At 65.6% G+C, this 21,781-nt stretch carries 16 protein-coding genes; 9 read left to right on the forward strand and 7 right to left on the reverse strand.

The window, feature by feature from the left end:
* Positions 1-80: 80 nt before the first annotated feature.
* The 3 genes from GMOLON4_RS14420 (at position 81) to GMOLON4_RS14430 (ending at position 3,122) form a co-directional block, all read left to right on the forward strand.
* Positions 81-1,376, forward strand: coding sequence for a thymidine phosphorylase (locus GMOLON4_RS14420; protein ID WP_026937457.1), 1,296 nt, complete (start codon positions 81-83; stop codon positions 1,374-1,376).
* A gap of 118 nt (positions 1,377-1,494) precedes the next feature.
* Positions 1,495-2,634 carry an adenosine deaminase gene (locus GMOLON4_RS14425; RefSeq protein ID WP_026937456.1) on the forward strand — a complete coding sequence of 380 codons (1,140 nt, stop codon included), beginning with the start codon at positions 1,495-1,497 and terminating at the stop codon, positions 2,632-2,634.
* The gene (locus GMOLON4_RS14430; protein WP_051267120.1) at positions 2,631-3,122 is read left to right on the forward strand and encodes a PTS sugar transporter subunit IIA; all 492 of its coding nucleotides are present in this window, start codon (positions 2,631-2,633) and stop codon (positions 3,120-3,122) included. Before GMOLON4_RS14425 ends, GMOLON4_RS14430 begins: the two co-directional genes overlap by 4 nt.
* A 157-nt stretch (positions 3,123-3,279) precedes the next feature.
* Here the strand turns inward: GMOLON4_RS14430 and GMOLON4_RS14435 are convergent, their stop codons facing one another.
* Positions 3,280-5,007 carry a phospho-sugar mutase gene (locus GMOLON4_RS14435; protein ID WP_026937454.1) on the reverse strand — a complete coding sequence of 576 codons (1,728 nt, stop codon included), beginning with the start codon at positions 5,005-5,007 and terminating at the stop codon, positions 3,280-3,282.
* A complete protein-coding gene (locus tag GMOLON4_RS14440) occupies positions 5,004-5,849 on the reverse strand; it encodes a purine-nucleoside phosphorylase (protein WP_035733299.1) in 846 nt (281 codons plus the stop codon). Before GMOLON4_RS14440 ends, GMOLON4_RS14435 begins: the two co-directional genes overlap by 4 nt.
* 136 nt (positions 5,850-5,985) lie before the next feature.
* Between GMOLON4_RS14440 and GMOLON4_RS14445 the strand changes: the two genes are divergently transcribed.
* Positions 5,986-7,419: an NAD(P)H-quinone dehydrogenase gene (locus GMOLON4_RS14445; protein WP_026937452.1), complete on the forward strand. Its 1,434-nt coding sequence runs from the start codon at positions 5,986-5,988 to the stop codon at positions 7,417-7,419.
* Positions 7,420-7,912: 493 nt separating this feature from the next.
* Here GMOLON4_RS14445 and GMOLON4_RS14450 read toward each other — a convergent pair whose 3' ends face one another.
* Complete coding sequence (locus GMOLON4_RS14450; RefSeq protein ID WP_146137482.1) at positions 7,913-8,899, reverse strand: hypothetical protein; 987 nt, start codon at positions 8,897-8,899, stop codon at positions 7,913-7,915.
* 718 nt (positions 8,900-9,617) lie between these two features.
* The gene (locus tag GMOLON4_RS14455) at positions 9,618-11,399 is read right to left on the reverse strand and encodes an acetyl/propionyl/methylcrotonyl-CoA carboxylase subunit alpha (protein WP_026937451.1); all 1,782 of its coding nucleotides are present in this window, start codon (positions 11,397-11,399) and stop codon (positions 9,618-9,620) included.
* 233 nt (positions 11,400-11,632) lie between these two features.
* Between GMOLON4_RS14455 and GMOLON4_RS14460 the strand changes: the two genes are divergently transcribed.
* Complete coding sequence (locus GMOLON4_RS14460) at positions 11,633-13,366, forward strand: ABC transporter ATP-binding protein (protein WP_026937450.1); 1,734 nt, start codon at positions 11,633-11,635, stop codon at positions 13,364-13,366.
* Positions 13,363-15,579 (forward strand): ABC transporter ATP-binding protein, encoded by a 2,217-nt coding sequence (locus tag GMOLON4_RS14465; protein ID WP_084147596.1) that lies wholly within the window; start codon positions 13,363-13,365, stop codon positions 15,577-15,579. Before GMOLON4_RS14460 ends, GMOLON4_RS14465 begins: the two co-directional genes overlap by 4 nt.
* A gap of 728 nt (positions 15,580-16,307) precedes the next feature.
* Here the strand turns inward: GMOLON4_RS14465 and GMOLON4_RS14470 are convergent.
* Positions 16,308-16,961 carry a Maf family protein gene (locus GMOLON4_RS14470; protein WP_026937449.1) on the reverse strand — a complete coding sequence of 218 codons (654 nt, stop codon included), beginning with the start codon at positions 16,959-16,961 and terminating at the stop codon, positions 16,308-16,310.
* An 82-nt stretch (positions 16,962-17,043) separates the two neighbouring features.
* On the opposite strand from GMOLON4_RS14470, the gene GMOLON4_RS14475 reads away from it, so the two are divergent.
* The 3 genes from GMOLON4_RS14475 to GMOLON4_RS14485 all read left to right on the forward strand — a co-directional run bounded on the left by GMOLON4_RS14475 (position 17,044) and on the right by GMOLON4_RS14485 (position 19,282).
* Positions 17,044-17,454 (forward strand): hypothetical protein, encoded by a 411-nt coding sequence (locus GMOLON4_RS14475; RefSeq protein ID WP_026937448.1) that lies wholly within the window; start codon positions 17,044-17,046, stop codon positions 17,452-17,454.
* Positions 17,455-17,541: 87 nt separating this feature from the next.
* Positions 17,542-17,997 (forward strand): hypothetical protein, encoded by a 456-nt coding sequence (locus GMOLON4_RS14480; RefSeq protein WP_026937447.1) that lies wholly within the window; start codon positions 17,542-17,544, stop codon positions 17,995-17,997.
* A gap of 10 nt (positions 17,998-18,007) precedes the next feature.
* On the forward strand, positions 18,008-19,282 hold the full coding sequence (locus GMOLON4_RS14485; RefSeq protein ID WP_026937446.1) for a class I SAM-dependent RNA methyltransferase: 1,275 nt from the start codon (positions 18,008-18,010) through the stop codon (positions 19,280-19,282).
* 337 nt (positions 19,283-19,619) lie between these two features.
* Here GMOLON4_RS14485 and GMOLON4_RS14490 read toward each other — a convergent pair whose 3' ends face one another.
* Positions 19,620-19,994 carry an acyl-CoA carboxylase subunit epsilon gene (locus GMOLON4_RS14490; RefSeq protein WP_084147595.1) on the reverse strand — a complete coding sequence of 125 codons (375 nt, stop codon included), beginning with the start codon at positions 19,992-19,994 and terminating at the stop codon, positions 19,620-19,622.
* The gene (locus tag GMOLON4_RS14495; protein ID WP_026937444.1) at positions 19,994-21,598 is read right to left on the reverse strand and encodes an acyl-CoA carboxylase subunit beta; all 1,605 of its coding nucleotides are present in this window, start codon (positions 21,596-21,598) and stop codon (positions 19,994-19,996) included. The genes GMOLON4_RS14490 and GMOLON4_RS14495 overlap by 1 nt, the downstream gene beginning before the upstream one ends.
* Positions 21,599-21,781 lie beyond the last annotated feature (183 nt).

The following is a 21,781-nucleotide window of genomic DNA, read 5'->3' on the forward strand; positions in this document are numbered from 1 at the left end:
GCGTATCGAAGCGTCGCCACTCGCTTCGATACGGTGCTTCGCACCTACTCACCGACCGTTACTGAACCAAGGAGCCTAACTTGAACGAACCGTTTGCGGCCGTTGACCTCATCCGCACCAAGCGAGACCGCGGGACGCTGAGCACCGCCGAGATCGACTGGCTGATCGATCGGTACACCACGGGGTTCGTTGGCGATGAACAGATGGCCGCGATGACGATGGCGATCTTCCTCAACGGGATGGGCCGCCAGGAGATTCTGGACCTTACGAACGCGATGATCGCCTCGGGCGAGCGGCTCGACTTCTCGGAGCTCGGCCGCCCCACCGCGGACAAGCACTCCACCGGCGGCGTCGGCGACAAGATCACGCTCCCGCTGATGCCGCTCGTCGCATCCTTCGGTGTGGCAGTTCCGCAGCTGTCGGGCCGCGGCCTCGGCCACACCGGCGGCACGCTCGACAAGCTCGAGTCGATTCCGGGCTGGCGAGCGGAGCTCTCGAACGAGGAAATGTACGCGCAATTGCGCGAGCTCGGTGGCGTGATCTGCGCCGCGGGCGCGGAGCTCGCGCCGGCGGACAAAAAGCTGTATGCGCTACGCGATATCACGGCGACGGTCGAGGCGATCCCGCTCATCGCATCCTCGATCATGTCGAAGAAAATTGCGGAGGGAACCGGCGCACTCGTGCTCGACGTGAAATTCGGCTCCGGCGCGTTCATGAAGGACATCGATCGTGCCCGCGAGCTCGCGCGCACGATGGTCGAGCTCGGCACGGATGCGGGGCTCAACGTCTCAGCGCTGCTTACCAACATGAATGTGCCGCTCGGGCGCACGATCGGAAACGCGAACGAGGTGCGCGAATCGGTCGAGGTCCTCGCCGGTGGTGGGCCCGCCGATGTCGTGGAGCTCACGTGCGAACTCGCGCGCGAGATGCTCGCGCTCGCGGGCAAGCCCGACGTCGATGTCGAGGAGCACCTCCGCGGCGGGCAGGCAATGGATGTGTGGCGCCGGACGGTCGCGGCCCAGGGCGGTGACCCGGATGCGCCGCTGCCGACTCCCTCGGAGTCTCTCGAGGTGCGCGCCGATCGGGACGGCGTGCTCGTGCAGCAGGATGCGTACCAGTTCGGTGTGGCTGCGTGGCGGCTCGGCGCGGGCCGGGCGCGCAAGGAAGACCCGGTCGTGCACTCGGCTGGCATCGACCTGTCTGTGAAGCCGGGCGACGCGGTGAAGTCGGGCGACCTCCTCTGGACGTTGCACGCCGAGGATGCGGACCGCTTCTCCGCGGCACTCGCGGACCTGGAGGGCGCCTGGGAGATTGCAGAATCTGGGGCATCCAACACCGTTGCCCCGTTGATTGCGGAGCGAATCGCTACACAATAGAGTCCGGCCGCGCGCTGAATCATAAAGTTCAGAGCGGGATAGTTTTCCTGTCGCCTGCACGCGCTACGCTGACAACGTTATCCGACCGTAATTCAACGAGGAAGTGAAACCGCACGCCATGAACGAGGAAGACTTCATCCTGCCCGATGGGGTGGATGCACGTGCCCTCCCGAAGGTGTTGCTGCACGATCACCTCGACGGCGGCCTCCGGCCGAGCACGATCGTCGAGCTCGCGGCGGACGTCGATTTCGAATTGCCCGAGACCGATCCCGAGCTGCTCGCGAAGTGGTTTCGCGAGTCGGCCGACTCCGGCTCGTTGACGAGCTACCTCTCGACCTTCAGTGTGACCGTTGGCGTGATGCAGACGGTACAGGCGCTGCGACGCATCGCGCGCGAGGCCGTCGTGGACCTCGCCGCGGACGGCGTCGTGTATGCCGAGCTCCGGTGGGCGCCCGAGCAACACCTGAGCCGTGGGCTCACGCTCGACGAGGCCGTGGATGCGGTGGAACAGGGCATCGCGCAGGGCATCGACGACATTGAGTCGCGTGGCGGGTGGATTCGGGTGCAGCAGTTGCTGTGCGCGATGCGCCAGGGCCACAGGTCAGACGAGATCGCCGAGCTGACCGTGACGCGCTACGACTCGCACCTCGTGCCAGGCGGAGTGTGCGGGTTCGACCTCGCGGGCCCCGAAGCCGGATTCCCACCTTCCGCGCACGCCGAGGCCTTCGACTACTGCGCCGAGGAATTCGTTCCGGTGACCGTGCACGCTGGCGAAGCGGCCGGACTGGATTCGATCGAATCCGCGCTGCTCGATGCCGGCGCGCTGCGACTCGGCCACGGCATCCGTATCGCCGACGACATCGAGCTGCACGACGAGGACGATGAAGGCACGTTCGCCCAGCTCGGTGAGCTCGCCGAGTGGGTGAAGAACCGTCGCGTCGCACTCGAGATCGCCCCGACCTCGAACCTGCAGACGGGCGCCGCGCCGAGCCTGGCCGCGCATCCGTTCAACCTGCTTTACGAGCTAGGCTTCACGGTTACCGTCAATACCGATAACCGGCTCATGAGCTCAACGACCGCATCCCTCGAACTTGCGCGACTCGCGAACGAATTCGACTACGACCTCGACGATCTGGAACAGTTTCAGTTTGCGGCGTGCGAGGCGGCGTTCCTGCCGGTCGAGGATCGGGAGCGGCTGGCCGACCGGATTGCCGATGGATTTGACGCGGTGAGACAACCAGATGAAGCGAGACGATGAACACGGTGGAACACAAGCTGCACTTTGACGAGTCGATGGTGCGTCGCGGTGCGAAGGCTGCCAACTGGCGATCGGCTGTTGAGATCGCGGGCGAGCTGCTCGTCCGCGCCCGTTGCGTTCGTCCCGGCTACACGAAGAAGCTCATCGACGTGATTGACAAGTTCGGGCCGTACATCGTGATCGCCCCGGGCCTCGCGCTCGTGCACGCGCAGCCGAGCGCCGACTCGCTGCAGCGGGGGCTCGTCGCGGTGACGTTCCCCGACGGCGTCAACTTCGGCCACGCCCACTATGATCCGGTTGGCCTCGTCGTCGCAATCAGCACGATGAACCCGGCGCAGCACCTCGGCGTCGTCGCGGGCATCGCGAACGGGCTTGACGGCGACGCGACGCTCGTCTCGAAGGCGGTTCGCTCGGGCTCGGACGCGGAACTCGTCGAGCTGATTAAGAGCCATCTTCCCGACCTCAACTTCGACCTCGAGGCGGACTAGGGTCGGAGCCCACCGGCGCCGCTCCCGCTGGGTGAGTAGCCCGTAGGGCGTATCGAAGCCGGCCCTTTCGATACAGCGGGCTTCGCGCGCTTACTCAAGGACCTTGCCCGCTGGGCGAGTAGCCGCGAAGCGGCGTATCGAAGCCGGCAGACCCGCTTTATTGCGTGAGCATCGCGCGCATGGCCGAAGCCGCCGCATCCGCTCGGCTCGCCGCCGATGCCTTGCGCTCCGCAACGGTGCCCGAGATCGAGTTCGCGTCGATATACACCTTGATCTTCGGCTCGGTGCCGGAGGGGCGGATCATGATGCGGGTGTCGTCCGCGAGCTCGAGGCGGATGATATTCGCGGGTTGCGGGTCGGTCTCGAGATCGTGCGCCGTCGCCACGGCGACGTCGCCCACCTGCTCCGGAAACTTCGCGCGCAGGCCCGCCATGACCTTCGGCAGCACATCCACCGACTCGTAGCGCAGCGCGACCTGACGGGACTCGTAGGCCCCGAACTCCTCGGTGAACGCATTGTCGAGATCATCCAACGTGCGTCCCTTGGCGGCCTCGAGCATCGCGAGCTCGAGGATGGCAAGCGCGGCCGAGACGCCGTCCTTGTCGCGCACCGTGTCGGTATTCACGAGGTAGCCGAGGGCTTCCTCGTAGCCGTAGATGATCCCGGGCGCGCGGGAGATCCACTTGAAGCCGGTCTGCGTCTCGGCGTACCCGAGCCCGTAGCGCTCCGCGATCTTCGAGAGTGCGGGGGATGAGACGAGCGAGGTCGCGAGCGTGCCGTCGAGCTGGCCAGAGGCGGCCGCGGCCTTCGCTGCTCGCCAGCCGAGCATCCTCCCGATTTCGTTGCCGCCGAACAGCCGCCAGCCCTCGGCGACGCGCACCGCGACCGCGAGCCGGTCGGCGTCGGGGTCATGGGCCAAGATGAGCGACGCTCCGGTGGCATCGCCAGTCGCGTACGCGAGGTCGAGGGCGCCGGGCTCTTCCGGGTTCGGGAAATCTACGGTCGGGAAGGTGCCGTCCGGGTCGGCCTGCTCCTTGACGATTTCAGGCAGGGGGACGCCCGCCTTCTCGAGGACGGCGCGGAAGGTGTCACGGCCGACGCCGTGCAGCGGCGTGTACGCCACCTTGAGCGGCACGACCGGCGCCTGAAAGACCTTCGCGGTCTCGGTGATGTACGCAGCCACGAGCGACTCGGGTGCGGTCTCGTAGTCCTGCGAGCGCGGCAGATCGGGCACCTTCATGGTGTTCGCGACATTCGCAATCGCCGTAGCGATCTCCTTGTCGGCGGGCGGAACGATCTGCGAGCCCTGATCCTCGTCGCCGAGGTAGACCTTGTAGCCGTTGTCCCACTTCGGGTTGTGCGAGGCCGTCACCATGATGCCGGCGGAGGTGCCGAGCCAGCGCACCGCGAATGCGAGCACCGGGGTCGGGAGCGGGCGCGGCAGGAGCGTGGCCTTCACTCCAGCGGCCATCATGAGCTCCGCAGTGTCGCGAGCGTAGACGTCCGAGTTGATGCGCGCGTCGTAACCGATCACGACGCTGGGGGAGCCGCCTCGAGACACGAGGTAGTCCGCGAGGCCGCGAGCCGCTTGCGCGACCGTGACCCGGTTCATCCGGTTCGAGCCCGCGGCCTGCCGACCGCGGAGCCCGGCCGTCCCGAAGGAAAGCCGCGTGCCGAAGCGGTCGCGCAGCTCGCGCCAGGCCCGCGCCCCGGGCGAGTCATCCGCATCCTGCAGCGTGACGCCAGGCTTGTTGATGTCACCTGCCTGGGCGAGGAGCGACTCCAGCTCGGCCCGGGTTTCGGGATCCGGATCTTGCGCGAGCCAGCTCTCGGCCGCGTGGCGGAAAGCGACCTGCGATTCGCGGTTTAGCGGCAGCGCGTTCATGCGATCTCCTTGACGATGCGGGCGAGGAGGTCCGCGAGCCGCGTCTCTGCGGCGCGGCCGGCCTCGATGACCTCTTCGTGGTTCAGGGGAGTGGCGGAGATCCCTGCGGCCGGGTTGGTGATGAGCGAGAGGCCGAGAATCTCCATGCCGGCTTCGCGTGCTGCGATCGCCTCGAGTGCCGTGGACATCCCGACGATGTCACCGCCGATAATCCCCGCCATCTTGACCTCGGCAGGGGTCTCGTAGTGCGGCCCGCGGAACTGCACGTAGACGCCCTCGTCGAGCGGCTCGAGTTCCTGGACCGCGGTGCGCAGCCGCTGCGAGTAGAGGTCGGTGAGGTCGACAAACGTCGCGCCCTCGAGCGGGGATGCGGCGGTCAGGTTGATGTGGTCGCGGATGAGCACCGGGGTGCCCGGCTGCCAGTCCGGGTTGAGCCCGCCGGCGCCGTTCGTGAGCACCATGATCTTCGCGCCGGTCGCGGCCGCTGTGCGCACCGAGTGGACGACGCGGCGGACGCCATGGCCCTCATAGAAGTGAGTGCGCGCGCCGATGATGAGCGCGTGGCCGCCCGAAGCAAGACGAATCGACTTGATCATCCCGGTGTGGCCAGCCAGCGCGGGCTTCGAGAATCCGGGCACCTCGTGGGCCGGGAACTCGGTGACGAGCTCGCCGATCGATTCCGCAGCCTGGCCCCATCCTGAGCCGAGCGTGAGCGCGATGTCGTGCCTCGCGACGCCGGTCTTCTCGGCAATAACCTTCGCTGCCTCTTGAGCGATGGCACGCGGGTCCGCGCCGGGCGCGTCGAGCGGATGCACGGTATCAGTCAGATGCGTTTGTGACATGGTGACAGCGTAGGTGAGCCTGCCTCACAACGCGGTTATTCACGCGCGATCGCCAATCTTTGAAAGCCAAGTGTTGTGCGGCGGATGCACAGGCCAGGGCGGCGAGAAGAAACCTCCGCGTGGCAAGATTGTTGCCATGGCTGCACAGAATACGGATAAGCACCGCATCGTTGTGATCGGTGGCGGACCAGGCGGATATGAATCCGCGATCGCAGGCGCCCAGCTCGGCGCCGATGTCACCCTCATCGAACGCACCGGAGTCGGGGGTTCCGCGGTGCTGACCGACGTCGTCCCTTCCAAGGCGCTCATCGCATCCGCCGAGGCGGCCGTGTCGATTCAGGATGCGGACGAGCTCGGCATCCAGTTCTTCGTGCGGGATGACCGCGAAACCCCGCGTCGCCCCGAGGTGGCCGTAAACCTCGGCAAGCTCAACCAGCGGTTGCTGCGTCTCGCGCAGAACCAGTCCGACGACATCCGCCGGCAGCTCAAGGACTCGGGCGTTCGAATTATCGAGGGCCATGGCCGGATCTCTGCCGATGGGGAGGTCTCGGTGACCGCCGGCACCGCAGGCGAAGAATTCGATCGCGTCGAATACGACTCGCTGGTGATTTCGGTGGGCGCGAGCCCCCGCGAACTCGACACCGCGAAGCCCGACGGGGAGCGCATCCTCACCTGGAAGCAGCTCTATGACCTCGAGACTCTGCCCGAGCACCTCATCGTGGTCGGTTCGGGTGTGACCGGTGCCGAGTTCGCTTCGGCGTACAACGCGTTGGGGGCGGAGGTGACGCTGATTTCTTCGCGTGATCGCGTGCTGCCGGGCGAGGACACCGACGCCGCGGACGTGATCGAGGAGGTGTTCACGCGCAACGGCATGAACGTGCTCTCGAAGACGCGCGCCGAGTCGGTCGTGCGCGATGGGGATGGTGTGGTCGCCACACTCTCGGACGGCACCGAGGTGCGCGGCACGCACTGCCTCATGGCGGTCGGCTCGATTCCCAACACGGCCGACATCGGCCTCGAGAAGATCGGCGTGAAGACGACCGATTCCGGGCACATCATGGTGAATCGCGTGGCACGCACGTCGCTGCCGAACGTCTATGCCGCGGGGGACTGCAGCGACTTCCTGCCGCTGGCGTCGGTCGCCTCGACGCAGGGTCGCACCGCCGTATTCCACGCGCTTGGCGATATGGTGCAGCCGATCAGCCGCCGGAACGTGGCCTCGAACGTCTTCACGTACCCTGAGATCGCAACCGTGGGTTGGCAGGAGAAGGATGTGCGCGAGCAGATCCGCAGCGGCCGCGTGCACAAGCTCGACCTCGCGGGCAACCCCCGCGCGAAGATGCAGGGCTTCCGGGACGGTTTCGTGAAGCTCATTGCGGGCAACAACCTTGGGACGATCATCGGCGGCGTGATTGTGGCGCCGCGCGCATCCGAGCTGGTGCTCGCGCTGTCGATCGCGATTGAGCAGCGGTTGACCGTGGACGAGATTGCCGAGTCGTGGGCGGTATACCCGTCGCTTTCGGGCTCCATCGTGGACGCGGCCCGCGCCATGCACCGCCGCATCGAGTAGCTGCGGCGCGGCCGGCGGGGTGCGCGGCTTGCGGGGTGGGTACGCGTTGCGGGCGGCCACCATTGCGGCTATTCGTCGCGGTTGGCCGCCGCACCTCGCGTCAATCATTGCCGTTAGCGCTTGCCCTTGCTGGCACTTGGGCGGGGGTGAGCGTTACTGGCAATGGTGGCGTGGGAGAGCGGTGCTGTTTTGCGTGGCTAGTTCTGCGCCCATTGCCGCTAGCGCTTGCCCTTGCTGGCACTTGGGCGGGGGTGAGCGTTACCGGCAATGGCGGCGTGGGAGAGCGGTGCTGTTTTGTGCGGCTAGTTCTGCGCCCATTGCCGCTAGCGCTTGCCCTTGCTGGCACTTGGGCGGGGGTGAGCGTTACTGGCAATGGGGACCTGCGTGAGCGGCAATGTCGCGCGCTAGCCGCAATGCTGGCGTGGCCGACGACCGGCAGCCGGTGACCGACGACCGTCGAAAGCGAACGCCGCACATCAAGATATGTCGGCGATTACCCGATTGCAGCGTGATTCCACTGGAAGATATCCGTCCAGTTTGTGACCACGGGTTTCTTCATCGGCCTCAACTCAAGAGTGGCCGTTGGCGGCGGCAGTAGCGCGGCACGTTGCTTTGCGCTGTCCCAGCGGTTCAGAAACGTCTGCTGTGATCGCAGCACATCCCAATCCCAGCGTGTCAGCTCATGGTTCGTGTCACGCAAAGAGTTTTCACGACTTTTCTCGGCCATTACTGCATCCGCGGCCGATTGGCCTGGCTTCAAGAACTTGCCGTATTTGACCTTCCCGTCAAACTCGCCGAGCAGACCGTCTCTCGTGCCGAAGTCTGTGCGACCAATAAACGTGCCATCACGAGCGATCACGGATGGTTGCTGTAATGGAAGCTCTATGCCAGCGCAGATGAAGTGGTATCTGCTCCAAGTCTCGGCATAACTCTCCGATCGATCACTCGCGTGTTCGACGGCCCACCGTAAATGGCGACCGAAACGGTTGACGCTCACGAGCGGCTGGAGATCCACCTCCCGAGCTCGAGCTGCATCCGCCATAGCCAGTAGCTCGGGGAGGCTCAGCGTTCCGGCGAGATCCTGAATCGTACGAGTAATGCTCGTGCAGCGGATCCCCGCAACCTCGACAACCTCATCGGCGGCCAACTTCGCCTGGTGGGTGTGAGCCCACTCGCTCTTCGTAGATTTTGAGGCTCGCGTCACGTGTACGAGGTTCGGGATGCGTGAGTACAGCATTGGTAGACCGTGAAAGATCGCGGCACTGAGCCCGCTGATTACTGCGATCGGCGTGGATGCGGCTAGCCCTATGATTTTCGCTGCATGCCAAGATTCCTGGGAGACGTCATCAGGTTCGGTGCCCTGCAAGTCCAGATATGCGCCACGATGAATGCGTGTCCATTCGTGACGCTTTGCGGTGCGGTGCAATGGCGGCACCGGCGTGACCGATTTCGAGATGTCCCTAGCAAGGATGATATTCACGCAGCCAGTTGAGTACATTCGGCGAACTACTGCTTCGTGACGCAGTCAAATTGTGGACAACGTTCGCAACGGTGGCATTTGTGGACAACTCGGGCTGCATTTGCCGGCCGAACGCGACTTCTGTTCGGGTGCATCTACGCAACTCGCCCTCCTCGTGCATCCTTCCCTCAGCCGGTATGCCCCTGCCACGTCGTGCAGCAGGCTCGCCGGCGGCGCATCCATTGCCGGTAGCGCTTTGCCGGGCCTGAGGACGGGCAATGGTTGGCGTTAGGGGTAGGGGGTGGCGGTGCGGGCGTGGGGTTGGCGGCGCGTCCATTGCCGGTAGCGCTTTGCCGGGCCTGAGGACGGGCAATGGTTGGCGTTAGGGGTAGGGGGTGGCGGTGCGGGCGTGGGGTTGGCGGCGCGTCCATTGCCGGTAGCGCTTTGCCGGGCCTGAGGACAGGCAAGGGTGGGCGTTAGCGGTAGGGGTGGCGGTGCGTGCGTGGGGTTGGCGGCGCATCCATTGCAGGTAGCGCTCGCCCTTGCGCGCATACGAGCAAGGGCGAGTGCTTGCGGCAATGCCAGCAAAGCAAAAAGCGGGGTGGATGCGCGACCCAATGCGCGCATCCACCCCGCCACGAATGCGGGCCGGCGCCAGAGCCGCCGCTGGGTCGGCGACAGCCCCGCCGCCAGCGCCGGCGACAGCCCCGCACCCAGCCCCGCCGCGAGCCCCAGCGCCCTACGCGTCGACGATCTCGAGCAGCTGCGTGCCCGAGGAAATCGTCTCGCCGGGGGCACCCGCGAGACCAGCCACGACGCCGTCGCGGTGCGCGGCGATCGGCTGCTCCATCTTCATGGCCTCGAGGACGCAGACGAGGTCGCCCTTGACGACCTTCTGGCCCTCTTCAACCGCGAACTTCACGATCGTGGCCTGCATCGGCGCCTTGACGGCGAAACCGGACTCGGTCGCGATGGCGCCGTGCGAGCGGCGACGGGGCGCGTGGCCCGCCATATTGCGGCCGACCCCACCGTGCTCGAGGCCAGCGGAGATCACGAGACGCTCCGGCAGCGACACCTCGATGCGCTTGTCGTTGACCTCGACGACGACCTCGCGGCGCGAACCGGGGCCTTCGGCCGAACCGGCCTCGCCATCCCAGGGCTCGAGGTTGTTCTCGTACTCGGTCTCGATCCAGCGCGTGAACACGCCAAACTCGCCATTCTCGGCGGTGAAGGCCGGCTGATTCACGACGTCGCGGTGGAACGGGATCACCGTGGGCATCCCGGCGACCTCGAACTCCTCGAGCGCGCGACGCGAGCGCTCGAGCGCCTCTTCGCGGGTCGCGCCCGTGACGATGAGCTTCGCGAGCATCGAGTCGAACGCACCCGAGACGGTGTCGCCCTGGCGCACGCCGGAGTCGATCCGGATGCCGGGGCCGGTCGGGGTCTCGAACGACGTGATCTTGCCCGGGGCGGGGAGGAAGCCGCGGCCCGGGTCTTCGCCGTTGATGCGGAACTCGAAGGAGTGGCCCTCGGCGGTCGGATCGTCGTAGCCGAGCGCCTCGCCCTCGGCGATGCGGAACTGCTCGCGCACGAGGTCGATGCCCGTAACTTCTTCCGAGACAGGGTGCTCGACCTGCAGGCGCGTGTTCACCTCGAGGAACGCGACCGTGCCATCGACTGCGATGAGGAACTCGCAGGTGCCGGCGCCGACATAGCCAACCTCGCGCAGAATCGCCTTGGATGCGCGGTACATTTCGTCGCGCTGGGCGTCAGTAATAAAGGGGGCCGGGGCCTCCTCGACGAGCTTCTGGTTGCGGCGCTGCAGCGAGCAGTCGCGCGTCGAGACGACGACGACGTTGCCGTGCGCATCCGCGAGGCACTGCGTCTCGACGTGACGCGGGCGGTCGAGGAACTTCTCCACGAAGCACTCCCCACGACCGAATGCGGCGACGGCCTCTCGGGTAGCCGACTCAAACGCATCCTCAACCTCGGACTCCTCGCGCACGACCTTGAGGCCGCGCCCGCCACCGCCATAGGCCGCCTTGATCGCGACCGGGTAGCCGTGCTCGGCCGTGAACTCCAAGACTTCCGAGGCACCAGAGACCGGCTCGAGCGTTCCGGGAGCGAGGGGAGCGCCGACCTTCTCAGCGACGTGGCGCGCGGTGACCTTGTCACCCAACGCGTCGATCGCCTCGGGTGACGGGCCGATCCAGATGAGACCCGCAGCGACCACGGCGCGGGCGAAGTCAGAGTTCTCTGCGAGGAAACCGTATCCGGGGTGCACCGCGTTCGCGCCCGATCGGCGGGCGACCGAGAGCAGTTTGTCGATGACGAGATAGGTCTCGGCACTCGTGGTGCCACGCAATGCGTATGCCTCATCGGCCAAACGTGCGTGCGGTGCGTCGCGATCCTGGTCGGCGTACACGGCGACGGATGAGATCCCCGCATCGCGTGCTGCTCGGATAATTCGGACCGCAATTTCGCCGCGGTTGGCGATCAGTAGCTTTTCAATGCGAGGCATAATTCCCTAGCCTAAGGCGAAATCGTTACCTAAGGTTGGCGACTCCCGACAATCTTCGGCCACCTCTTGCTGTGGAATCCTCCTGGCCACCGCGATTGTGACCTAGCCACAACCGCGCATCCCAACACCTGTCCGTTAACTTCCGCGGATGAAATATCAACGCCATTCTGCGAGGATGGGACGTTGCTCAAAAGGCGAGCTTCGTAGCAGGAAGACTCAGAAGGACTTCGCTCATGCTTTGGAAATTACTCGTGCAGTATTTGCGCCCGAGTTGGCGCTTTGTCGTTGGGGTGCTGGTATTCCAGTTCCTGCAGGCGTTAGGCGCACTGTATCTTCCCACGCTCAACGCCGACATCATTAACAAAGGTGTGGCCGTCGGGGACGTCGGCTACATCTGGCGCACGGGCTCGTTCATGTTACTCGTCGCTTTCTTGCAGGTCGTGGCGAACATTATCGCGATCTGGTGCGGCGCGCGCGCCGCGATGCGCGCCGGTCAGCTGATGCGTCGAGACGTATTCGACCACGTCGGCTCGTTCTCGGAGCGCGAGATCAGCCAGTTCGGTGCAGGCTCGCTCATCACCCGCAACACGAACGACGTGCAGCAGGTGCAGATGCTCATCTTCATGACCTGCACGATGATGGTCTCCGCCCCGATGCTCGCGATCGGCGGCGTGATCATGGCGCTGCGGCAGGATGTTGGGCTCAGCTGGATCATCGCGGCCGCGGCACCGATTCTGTTGCTTTTCGTCGGGTTCATTGTGTGGCGCATGGTGCCGCTGTTCAGCCGCTACCAGGAGCGTCTCGACAACATCAACCGCGTGCTGCGCGAGCAGCTCTCGGGCATCCGGGTCATCCGCGCGTTCGTGCGCGAGGACATCGAGCGTGACCGCTTCAAGGATGCGAACGAGAAGATCATGGAGACGGGTCGCCGAGTCGGTAACCTCTTCGTCGTCGTCTTCCCCGGCGCATCCATGGTGATGAACCTCGCGATCGTCGCCGTGATCTGGTTCGGCGGGATGCAGGTGGACCAGGGCGACGTGCAGATCGGTTCGCTGTTCGCCTACATCTCGTACGTGATGCAGATCCTCATGGGCGTGATCATGGTGAGCTTCCTCACGATGATGATCCCGCGCGCGGCCGTGTGTGCCGACCGAATCGGCGAGGTGCTCGCAACCGACAGCTCGCTCAAGCTCGACGGCGCAGGCATCGCGACGCAGCCGCAGCCCGGCCTCGTCGAATTCGAGAGGGTCTCGTTCGCCTACCCCGGCGCCGAGCATCCCGTGCTCGAAGACGTTAACTTCCGCGCCGAGCCCGGCGAAACCGTCGCGGTGATCGGCTCGACCGGTTCCGGCAAAACGACGCTCGTTAACCTCGTCCCGCGGCTCTTCGACGCAACCTCGGGCGAGGTGCGCGTCGGCGGCGTGCCGGTGAAGGATGCGGAACCCGCGACCCTCTGGGGCTCAATCGGCCTCGTCCCGCAGCGACCTTTCCTCTTCTCGGGGACCGTCGCATCCAACCTCGAGTTTGGGCGCGAGGGTGCGACCGAGGAAGAAATGTGGGCTGCACTCGAGATCGCACAGGCGGCCGACTTCGTGCGCGAGATGCCGGGCGCGCTCGACGCGAAGATCGCACAGGGCGGCACGAACGTCTCCGGCGGCCAGCGGCAGCGACTGTCGATTGCCCGGGCGATCATTCACCAACCGAAACTGCTCGTCTTCGACGACTCGTTCTCGGCGCTCGACCTCACGACGGATGCGAAGCTTCGCGCCGCGCTCTGGCGCGAGTTGCCGGAGGTGACGAAGCTCGTTGTCGCGCAGCGCGTGTCCACGATCATCGACGCCGACCGCATCATCGTGCTCGACGACGGCCGCATCGTCGGCACCGGCACCCACGACGAGCTGCTCGAGTCGAACACCACGTACCAAGAAATCGTCGAGTCGCAGCTTTCCGCGGAGGCACAGGCATGAGCGAGAACAAATCACCGAAGAAGTCGAACGCACCGGTTGAGGAAGAGTTTGACGAGGAAGCGGCTGCGGCGGCGGCTTCGGCCGGTGCTGGGATGGGGGACGGCTCCGGCGACACCCGTCCGGCCGAGCACTTCTGGCCGAGTTTCAAGCGACTGCTCGGATTGCTCAAGCCGTGGGCCTGGGTCTTCGGCATCGCGACGCTGCTCGGAATCATCTGGGTGATTCTCACCGTAACGGCACCAAAGCTGCTGGGTGAAGCGACCAACATCATCTTTGAGGGCGTCATTTCTTCGCAAATGCCCGAAGGCGCAACGCAACAACAAGTGGCCGACGGACTGCGCGCATCCGGCCAAGAAGATTTCGCGAACATGGTCGAGGCCATGAAGAACCTTGTGCCGGGGCAAGGCGTCGACTTTTACGCGCTCTCGCAGATGCTGCTGCTCACGCTCGGCGTCTACGCGCTCGCGAACATTTTCGACTGGGCTTCCGGGTACCTGCTGAACCAGGTTGTCGTGAAGGCGATGTTTGGCCTGCGCCGCAGCGTGGAGGAGAAGATTCACCGCCTACCGCTGAGCTACTTCGACCGCGTGAAGCGGGGCGAGCTGCTCAGCCGCGTCACGAACGACGTCGACAACATCACGAATGCGCTGCAGCAGTCGCTGATCTACGCGATCACGTCGCTGCTCACCGTAATCGGTGTGCTCGTGATGATGTTCTCGATCTCGTGGTCGCTCGCGCTCGTCGCGCTGGTCGTGCTGCCGATTACCGGCGGTATCTTCGCGGTGATCGGGCCGCGCTCGCAGAAGAACTTTGCGAAGCAGTGGAAGGCCACCGGAAAGCTGAACAGCCGCGTCGAGGAGTCGTTCTCGGGCCACGCGCTCGTGCGCGTCTACGGTCGCGAGGATGACATCCGCGAGCGGTTCGCGACGGAGAACAACGAGCTGTACGAGGCATCGTTCAAGGCGCAGTTCCTCTCGGGCATGATGATGCCGCTGATGATGTTCGCAGGCAACCTGGCCTACGTCGGCATCGCAGTGCTCGGTGGTCTGCAGGTCGCGAGCGGGCAGATTCGCCTCGGCGACGTGCAGGCGTTCATTCAGTACTCGCAACAGTTCACGCAGCCGCTCGCACAGCTCGGCGGCATGGCGACGACCGTGCAGTCCGCGACTGCTTCAGCGGAGCGTGTCTTCGAACTGCTTGATGCAGAGGAAGAGGAACCGGATGCGGACGACGCCCCGGAACTCGTCCCCGGCCCCGGCCGCATCGAGTTTAAGGACGTGCAGTTCTCCTACGACCCGGAGCGCGAGCTCATTCGCGACCTGAACTTCTCGGTTGAGCCTGGGCAAACGGTCGCGATCGTTGGCCCGACCGGTGCCGGCAAGACGACGCTCGTGAACCTCATCATGCGGTTCTACGAGCTCGACGGCGGCGCAATCGAGCTGGATGGGCAGGTCACCGGCGAACTTCGCCGTCACGACGTGCGCGCCCGCACCGGCATGGTGCTGCAGGATCCGTGGCTGTTCCAGGGTTCGATTCTTGAAAACATCCGCTACGGACGACAGGATGCATCGGACGATGAGGTGCGCGCGGCCGCGGAAGCGACGTTCGTGGATCGCTTCGTTCGGCAGCTGCCTGAGGGGTACGAGACCGTGCTCGACGAGGAGGCCTCGAATGTATCCGCGGGTGAGAAGCAGCTCATCACGATCGCTCGCGCGTTCGTGGCGGATCCCGCCGTGCTCATCCTCGATGAGGCGACGAGCTCGGTCGACACCCGCACCGAGTTGCTGCTGCAGCACGCGATGAACGCGCTGCGCGAGGGGCGCACGAGCTTCGTGATCGCGCACCGCCTGTCGACCATCCGCGACGCCGACCTCATCCTCGTGATGGAGAACGGCCGCATCGTGGAGAAGGGCAATCACGAGTCACTGCTCGCGGCCGAGGGTGCGTACTGGCGCCTGTACCAGTCGCAGTTCGCGGGCGCCGCGGTCGATCTCGACGCGGAAGAAGCCGCGTTGACGGGGGCCGTGCCCGTGGTGACTGGGGCTGTTGGGGCTGCTGTTGCTGTTGAGGGCGGGGCCGCTGGGGCTGGGTCGGCCAGCGGTGGGCCTGCTGGTGGTGGGCCTGCTGCAACCGGGGGCGTGCCGACGGTTCCGGGTGCACCCGGTGGGCCCACGACCGGGCCGATCCCGCTGCCGGGCGGCGGCTCGGAGTAGTCAGGGACGGCTGGGGCGCTGCGCGCTTTCGCCGATGCTGCGCGCCGACAGCGCTCACCGACAGCGCTCACCGACAGTGCTCATCGACAGTGCTCGCTGACAGTGCTCATCGACAGCATTCGTCGACAGTGCTCATCGACAGCACTGGCCGAGAGCACTCTCCGAAATTGGTCACGGAGCGGGGTTATCGCTCCCGTTAACCCCGCTCCGTGACCAGCCCTGGGAGGGAAACCCCAATGAGTGACCAATTTGCGTTTTCACCCTCCGCAAATTGGTCACTTCTTGTAGTTTCACCCGCCGCGGACTGCATCCGGTGCCGAGTTTGCGAGATGCGCCGCGCAGGCACGTCGCTCGATGTATTCGCGATGCCTCCGACTGCATCCGGTGACGGGTTTGCATGACGTCCTTCGTAGATTCGTCGTTGGATGCGCTTCTTGCGCTGCCGAGTGCATCGGGTGCCGGGTTTGCGAGACGTCCTTTGCAGGTCCGTCGTTGGATGCGTTTCTGGCGCGGCCGACTGCATCCGGTGACGGGTTTGCGGGACACTCTCGGCAGAGTCGTCGCCCGATGTACTCGCGATGCCGCGGCGTGCATCCGGTGCCGGGCTTGCGGGACGTCCTTCGTAGAGTCGTCGCTGGATGCGATGCTCCCGCCGCGGTGTGCATCCGGTGCCGGGTTTGCGGGACGCGTTCGGCAGAGTCGTCGTTAGATGTAGTTCCGCAACGCGCTCAGGATGCGGCGCCCGGGCGATTCCACAACGCCGGCCAATCGTAGCCCAGCTGGCGAGTCAAATTCCGCACCACCGGCAACGAGATGCCGATCACCGTCGAGGGGTCGCCCGAGATCCGCTCGATGAATGCGCCACCGAGCGAGTCGATCGTGAACGCGCCCGCGACCCAGAGCGGCTCACCCGACGAAATGTACTGCTCAATCTCGTAGTCGCTCAGGTCATCGACGAACGTAACCTCCGCCGACTTCACCGCACCCACGCCCTCGTCCGCGGCGACGTGACCCGACGCATCCACGGTGCGATCGACGAGCCAGTGCCCCGACCACAGCGTGCCAGTACGGCCGCGTTGCATTTCCCAACGCTCGCGGGCGACTTCGGGGGAGCCAGGCTTGCCGTAAATCTCGCCGTCGATCTCGAACATCGAATCGCCGCCGAGCACGAGGCCGTCGTGCGCATCCCGCTCTTCGCCATCGGCGACGGCGAGCGCCTTCGCTCGTGCGAGCGTCAGCACCGTCTCTGCCGGTGTCAACGGGCCGTTCGAGGCGAGGACCGCATCCTCGTCGACCGACGATGGGCGGACCACGGGCTCAATGCCGGCGTTGCGAAGCACGTCGAGGCGGGCGGGGGACGTCGAGGCGAGGATGAGACGCATGGTGACCAGAATATGCCTCCCCGCTTGCAAGCGAATACGATTGCCGACAAGACCATTCGAACTCGGAGCTTCAGGGAGCCACATGTCTGACGCGCCGCGTCGCTTACGCCTGGGAATGCTGGTCTTGACCCCATTTCTGATCTTCGCGCTGGTGCTTGGGATGGTTGCCGCGCGGCCAACGCTGAGCCCCGGCCAGCTTGTGCTCGTTACTTGGATCGGGGCGTTCCTGCTCGGCGGGTGGCTGTTCATTCTTCGGGAGTATCTCCCGGGCCGCGCCCGGGAGCAGTTTCGACGCATCAGCCTCGTGATCATTACCTTGGCCCTCGTCGGGGTTGGCATCGGGACGATATGGTTCGGCGTCGAGTCGCTCGTGAACGGTGAGGATGCGCTGAGGTCGTTGCTGATGATCGGCGCCGGAATCGTCGTGATCGGCTTGGGCGGCATGCTGGTGTTTCGGAAGGGCGTGGGAACTTTTCGCGACCGAGGTGACTAGATCCGGATCCGTGACGTTCAAGATTCCCCGCGCCGCCGACCGCGTGCAGCAACTCTGGCGGGCCGCCCAACCCGAAACGGAGCACTAATGCGTGAAGCAATACGAAAGCTCGGACCTCGCGGAATCCTCGCAGTTGTCCTGATCCCGCCCGCCTTCATTGCGCTCGTCATCGGCATCGTGGTTTCGGCGAGCGAGTTTTCACTCTGGCAGTGGCTGGCACTTCCCGGCGCGGTGCTCATCCTTGCCGGAGGCTTCGCTGCCATCATCTCGCTCATCGTCGCCCCGGCCCGGCAAGTACCGCTCGCGGTCGCCGGTGGCCTAACCATGCTCGTCGGCTTCGCTGCGGTCGGCGCGGGACTGCTCGTGTTCGGAGTGTCCCTCGCGAGCAGCTCAGGCAGCTTCTCCGGCGGCGCGGGCATCGCGACAGGTGCCGGCGCAGTCATCTTGGCGGTCGTCGTTTTCGTGGGCATCCGGGCAGCTATCACGCAGCGGCACCGGAATCGAGACGAGCATCCTGACCCGCGGAACCCCGCTGACAACTAGGCTTGACCGCGTGACTGAACCAACCGCATCCAGCCCCGAACTCACCGAGGGCGACATTGTCGAACTCACCGTCGGTGAAGTTGCCCACGGCGGCATTTTCGTCGCCCGCCACGACTCGGGCCGGGTGGTGTTCGTTTCGGACGCGTTGCCCGGCGAGCGCGTGCGCGCCGAGATCAGCGAGGTGAAGAAACGCTTCGCGCGCGCCGAGACGCTCGAGGTGCTCGACGCATCCAGCGAGCGGCTCGAACATGTCTGGCCCGAGGCCGACGTCTCGCGTGCTCCCGATGACCGCCCCGGCGGCGCCGAATTCGGCCACACTTCGGTGGCGTTTGGCCGCGAACTGAAACGTCGCGTCTTGGCGGATGCGCTCGCTCGCTTCGGCGGCGTCGAGCCGGAGTTTGAGGTTTCAAGTCTCGGGAACGACGACGAAACTCGCGGCACCGGCTGGCGCACTCGCGTCACGCTGCACGTTGACGACGACGGCCGCGTCGGGCCGTTCGCCGCGCGCTCGCACCGGGTCGTGGATGTCCGCAGCCTGCCACTCGCGTTCCCCGATATCGACGAGCTGGCGCAGCAGATCATCGCGAAGGGCCACCGCGGCCCCGGGCGCATCGATTTCGTCGCCCCGGCAGACTTCGAGGTGCGGATGCGCGCTCGAGTCAAGGGCGCATCCACGCGTAAGCCCGAGCTGCTTCGGGAGCGCGTGGGCGAGCGCGAGTTTGCCGTCTCGGAAGACGGCTTCTGGCAGGTGCACCGGCTCGCGGCCGTGACGCTGTACGACGCCGTGCAGGATGCGATCGATCGTTCGCGCTTCGACGTTTCGGCGCAGCACTTCGACCTGTTCGGTGGCGTCGGACTTCTCGGCGCCGCCGTCGCGGAGCTCGCGGGTAAGGATGCGCGGGTCGAGTCGGTCGAGGACGCGAAGGAAGCGACGGAACTCGCCCTGACGAACCTCGCCGAGTGGGGCGGGGCCACGGCGAAGACCGGCCGCGTCGATCGATACCTGCACGGCCTGCTCGACTCGGGCGCGGATGCCCTGGCGGCGGCTCGCGCGGGGACGGTCGTGTTAGACCCGCCGCGCTCAGGCGCGAAGGCGGACGTGACCGAGCCGTTGGCTGAGCTCGCTCCTGCGCAGATCGTGTACGTCGCGTGTGATCCGGTTGCGCTCGGGCGCGACACCGGGCTCTTGCGGGAGCGCGGCTACGAGCTCACGCGCTTGCGCTCGTACGATCTCTTCCCGAACACGCATCACGTCGAGGCCGTCGCGACGTTCGTACGCGCTTAGCCGGCCGCCGCTCTGCATCGAGCGACGGGCTTGCGGGGGTGGTTTGGTAGGCGGGTCGCTGGATGCACTTCACGGCGCCGAGAATGCATTGAGCGACGGATTTGCGCGTGGACGGCGCGGAGGAATGGTCACAAAGCGGGGCAGCGCTCGAGGAATGGTCACGCGTCGGGGTTTTGCGTACGCATATCCCCGGTATGCGACCAATCCTCGGAGGCTAACCCCGGTATGCGACCAATCCTCGGAGGGACTCCCAATTTGTGACCAATCCGGCAGGAATGGGTATCCACGACAGAGGCAACCAGCAATTAAGCTGTGCGCCGCTAGCCCGGTAAACCCGCTATCGGTAGCGGCCGAAGAGGGGATCGCCTGGCATCATCCCGCCCTGCATGTAGCGCTGGGAACGAGCCCAGGGTGAGAGCTTCGGCGCACGGTCGCGCGGACGGTCTGCCGAGACGCCACCCTCGAACAGGGCAGCGAGCGTCGCAGCGACCGCGCCGATTTCTTCGTCGGTCGGGTTCCCGCGAACAAGCGCGGCATCGCCCGGAGTGAGTGAGTCGGAGACGTCGAGGTCGGGGATGCTCACGCGCGGCTGACCGGTCCGCGGCGCGAGGAGGCCCGGAGCGCCATTGCCAGCAGCGTCCCCGCGCCCAGCAGCCTCGAAGCCGCCCGCAGCGTCGCCGCCAACCAAATCAGGATCAAATTCAGTAGCCATTAGAGCGGAATGTTCCCGTGCTTCTTGGGCGGAATGGTCGCGCGCTTCGACGCGAGCGAGCGCAGCGCCTTGGTGACGGTGAGTCGCGTCGCGGCCGGCTCGATGATCGAGTCGAGCTCGCCGCGTTCAGCGGCAAGATACGGCGAGGCAACGTTGTACGTGTACTCGTCGGCAAGCTTCTTCCCGAGCGCCACCGAGTCTTCGCCGTTTTCCTCGGCCGCGGCGATGTCGCGGCGGTAGAGGATGTTCACGGCGCCCGAGCCGCCCATCACGGCGATCTCGGCTGTCGGCCACGCGACGTTGTAGTCGGCGCCGAGCTGCTTCGAGCCCATCACGATGTACGCGCCGCCGTAGGCCTTACGCAGGATCACGGTGACCAGCGGCACGGTCGCCTCGGCGTAGGCGTACAGCAGCTTCGCGCCGCGACGGATCACGCCCGACCACTCCTGGTCGGTGCCGGGAAGGTAACCCGGCACATCCACCAGCGTGACAATCGGGATCGAGAACGAGTCGCACATCCGCAGGAACCGCGCGGCCTTCTCACCAGCGTCGATGTTGAGCGTGCCCGCCATCTGGTTGGGCTGGTTCGCGATGATGCCGATCGGCGAGCCGTCGATGCGCGCAAACCCGACCACGATGTTCGGCGCGAAGAGCGCCTGGATCTCGAGGAATTCGCCGTCGTCGACGATCGTCTCGATGACCTTGAGCACGTCGTACGGCTGCGAGGGCGAGTCGGGGATGATCTCGTTCAGCACGCGGTCGCGGTCGGTGATCTCGAGCTGCGTCGCCGCCTCGTAGCGCGGTAGCTCGGCAAGGTTGTTGTCGGGCAGGTAGCTGATGAGGTTCCGGGCGAAGTCGAGCGCATCCTCTTCGTCGGCCGCGAGGTAGTGCGAGACACCCGACTGGCGGTTGTGCGCGAGCGCGCCCCCGAGCTCCTCCATGCCGACGTCCTCGCCGGTCACGGTCTTGATGACATCGGGGCCGGTGACGAACATGTGGCTCGTCTTGTCGACCATGATCACCGCGTCGGTCAGTGCGGGGGAGTATACCGCGCCACCGGCGGCCGGACCCATAATGATCGAGATCTGCGGGATTACCCCCGAGGCCATCGTGTTGAGCTTGAAGATCTCGCCGTACTTGCCGAGCGCTATCACGCCCTCCTGGATGCGCGCCCCACCCGAGTCGAGGATGCCGAAGATCGGCACGCCCGCCTTGAGCGCGTACTCCATGATCTTGACGATCTTCTCGCCGGCAACCTCGCCGAGAGAGCCGCCGAAGACGGTGAAGTTCTGCGAGTACACGGCAACGTTGCGGCCGTGGATGGTGCCGGTGCCGATGACGACCGAGTCGCCGTAGGGCCGGTTCTTATCCATCCCGAATGCGGTCGTACGGTGGCGCACGTACTCGTCCATCTCCACGAACGACCCCGGGTCGAGGAGCCCGTGGATGCGCTCGCGGGCGGTGTTCTTGCCCTTCGCGTGTTGCTTTGTGGCGGCGCGTTCTTCGGCGTCGGTAACGGCCTCCGCGTAGCGGCGCTTGAGATCTTGGATGCGGCCAGCAGTCGTGAGATTGGGCTGGTCACTCGCAGCAGCGTTGTCGTTCATCCGTCCAAGCCTATACGCGAGCGAGCGTGCGAATGTGGATGAAACCGCGAATGATCGCCCTGCCGGATTGTGAGAACCTCTAAATGCCTCGGTCGGGACTTCCCCACAGCGCGTGCCGATACCGTAGTAAGCAGTATCGCCGCGAGTAGGATGCCTTCGTCGCTGTGCGACCGCGAGGAACCC

It is taken from the genome of Gulosibacter molinativorax (assembly GCF_003010915.2).
In the GTDB taxonomy this organism is placed as follows: domain Bacteria; phylum Actinomycetota; class Actinomycetes; order Actinomycetales; family Microbacteriaceae; genus Gulosibacter; species Gulosibacter molinativorax.

What these genes read in the sequence shown, in the direction of transcription:
- GMOLON4_RS14425 (WP_026937456.1), top strand. Translation starts at nt 1,495, where the DNA reads ATGAACGAGGAAGACTTCATCCTGCCCGATGGGGTGGATGCACGTGCC.
- GMOLON4_RS14430 (WP_051267120.1), top strand. Translation starts at nt 2,631, where the DNA reads ATGAACACGGTGGAACACAAGCTGCACTTTGACGAGTCGATGGTGCGT.
- GMOLON4_RS14435 (WP_026937454.1), bottom strand. Translation starts at nt 5,007, where the DNA reads ATGAACGCGCTGCCGCTAAACCGCGAATCGCAGGTCGCTTTCCGCCAC.
- GMOLON4_RS14440 (WP_035733299.1), bottom strand. Translation starts at nt 5,849, where the DNA reads ATGTCACAAACGCATCTGACTGATACCGTGCATCCGCTCGACGCGCCC.
- GMOLON4_RS14445 (WP_026937452.1), top strand. Translation starts at nt 5,986, where the DNA reads ATGGCTGCACAGAATACGGATAAGCACCGCATCGTTGTGATCGGTGGC.
- GMOLON4_RS14455 (WP_026937451.1), bottom strand. Translation starts at nt 11,399, where the DNA reads ATGCCTCGCATTGAAAAGCTACTGATCGCCAACCGCGGCGAAATTGCG.
- GMOLON4_RS14460 (WP_026937450.1), top strand. Translation starts at nt 11,633, where the DNA reads ATGCTTTGGAAATTACTCGTGCAGTATTTGCGCCCGAGTTGGCGCTTT.
- GMOLON4_RS14465 (WP_084147596.1), top strand. Translation starts at nt 13,363, where the DNA reads ATGAGCGAGAACAAATCACCGAAGAAGTCGAACGCACCGGTTGAGGAA.
- GMOLON4_RS14470 (WP_026937449.1), bottom strand. Translation starts at nt 16,961, where the DNA reads ATGCGTCTCATCCTCGCCTCGACGTCCCCCGCCCGCCTCGACGTGCTT.
- GMOLON4_RS14475 (WP_026937448.1), top strand. Translation starts at nt 17,044, where the DNA reads ATGTCTGACGCGCCGCGTCGCTTACGCCTGGGAATGCTGGTCTTGACC.
- GMOLON4_RS14480 (WP_026937447.1), top strand. Translation starts at nt 17,542, where the DNA reads ATGCGTGAAGCAATACGAAAGCTCGGACCTCGCGGAATCCTCGCAGTT.
- GMOLON4_RS14490 (WP_084147595.1), bottom strand. Translation starts at nt 19,994, where the DNA reads ATGGCTACTGAATTTGATCCTGATTTGGTTGGCGGCGACGCTGCGGGC.
- GMOLON4_RS14495 (WP_026937444.1), bottom strand. Translation starts at nt 21,598, where the DNA reads ATGAACGACAACGCTGCTGCGAGTGACCAGCCCAATCTCACGACTGCT.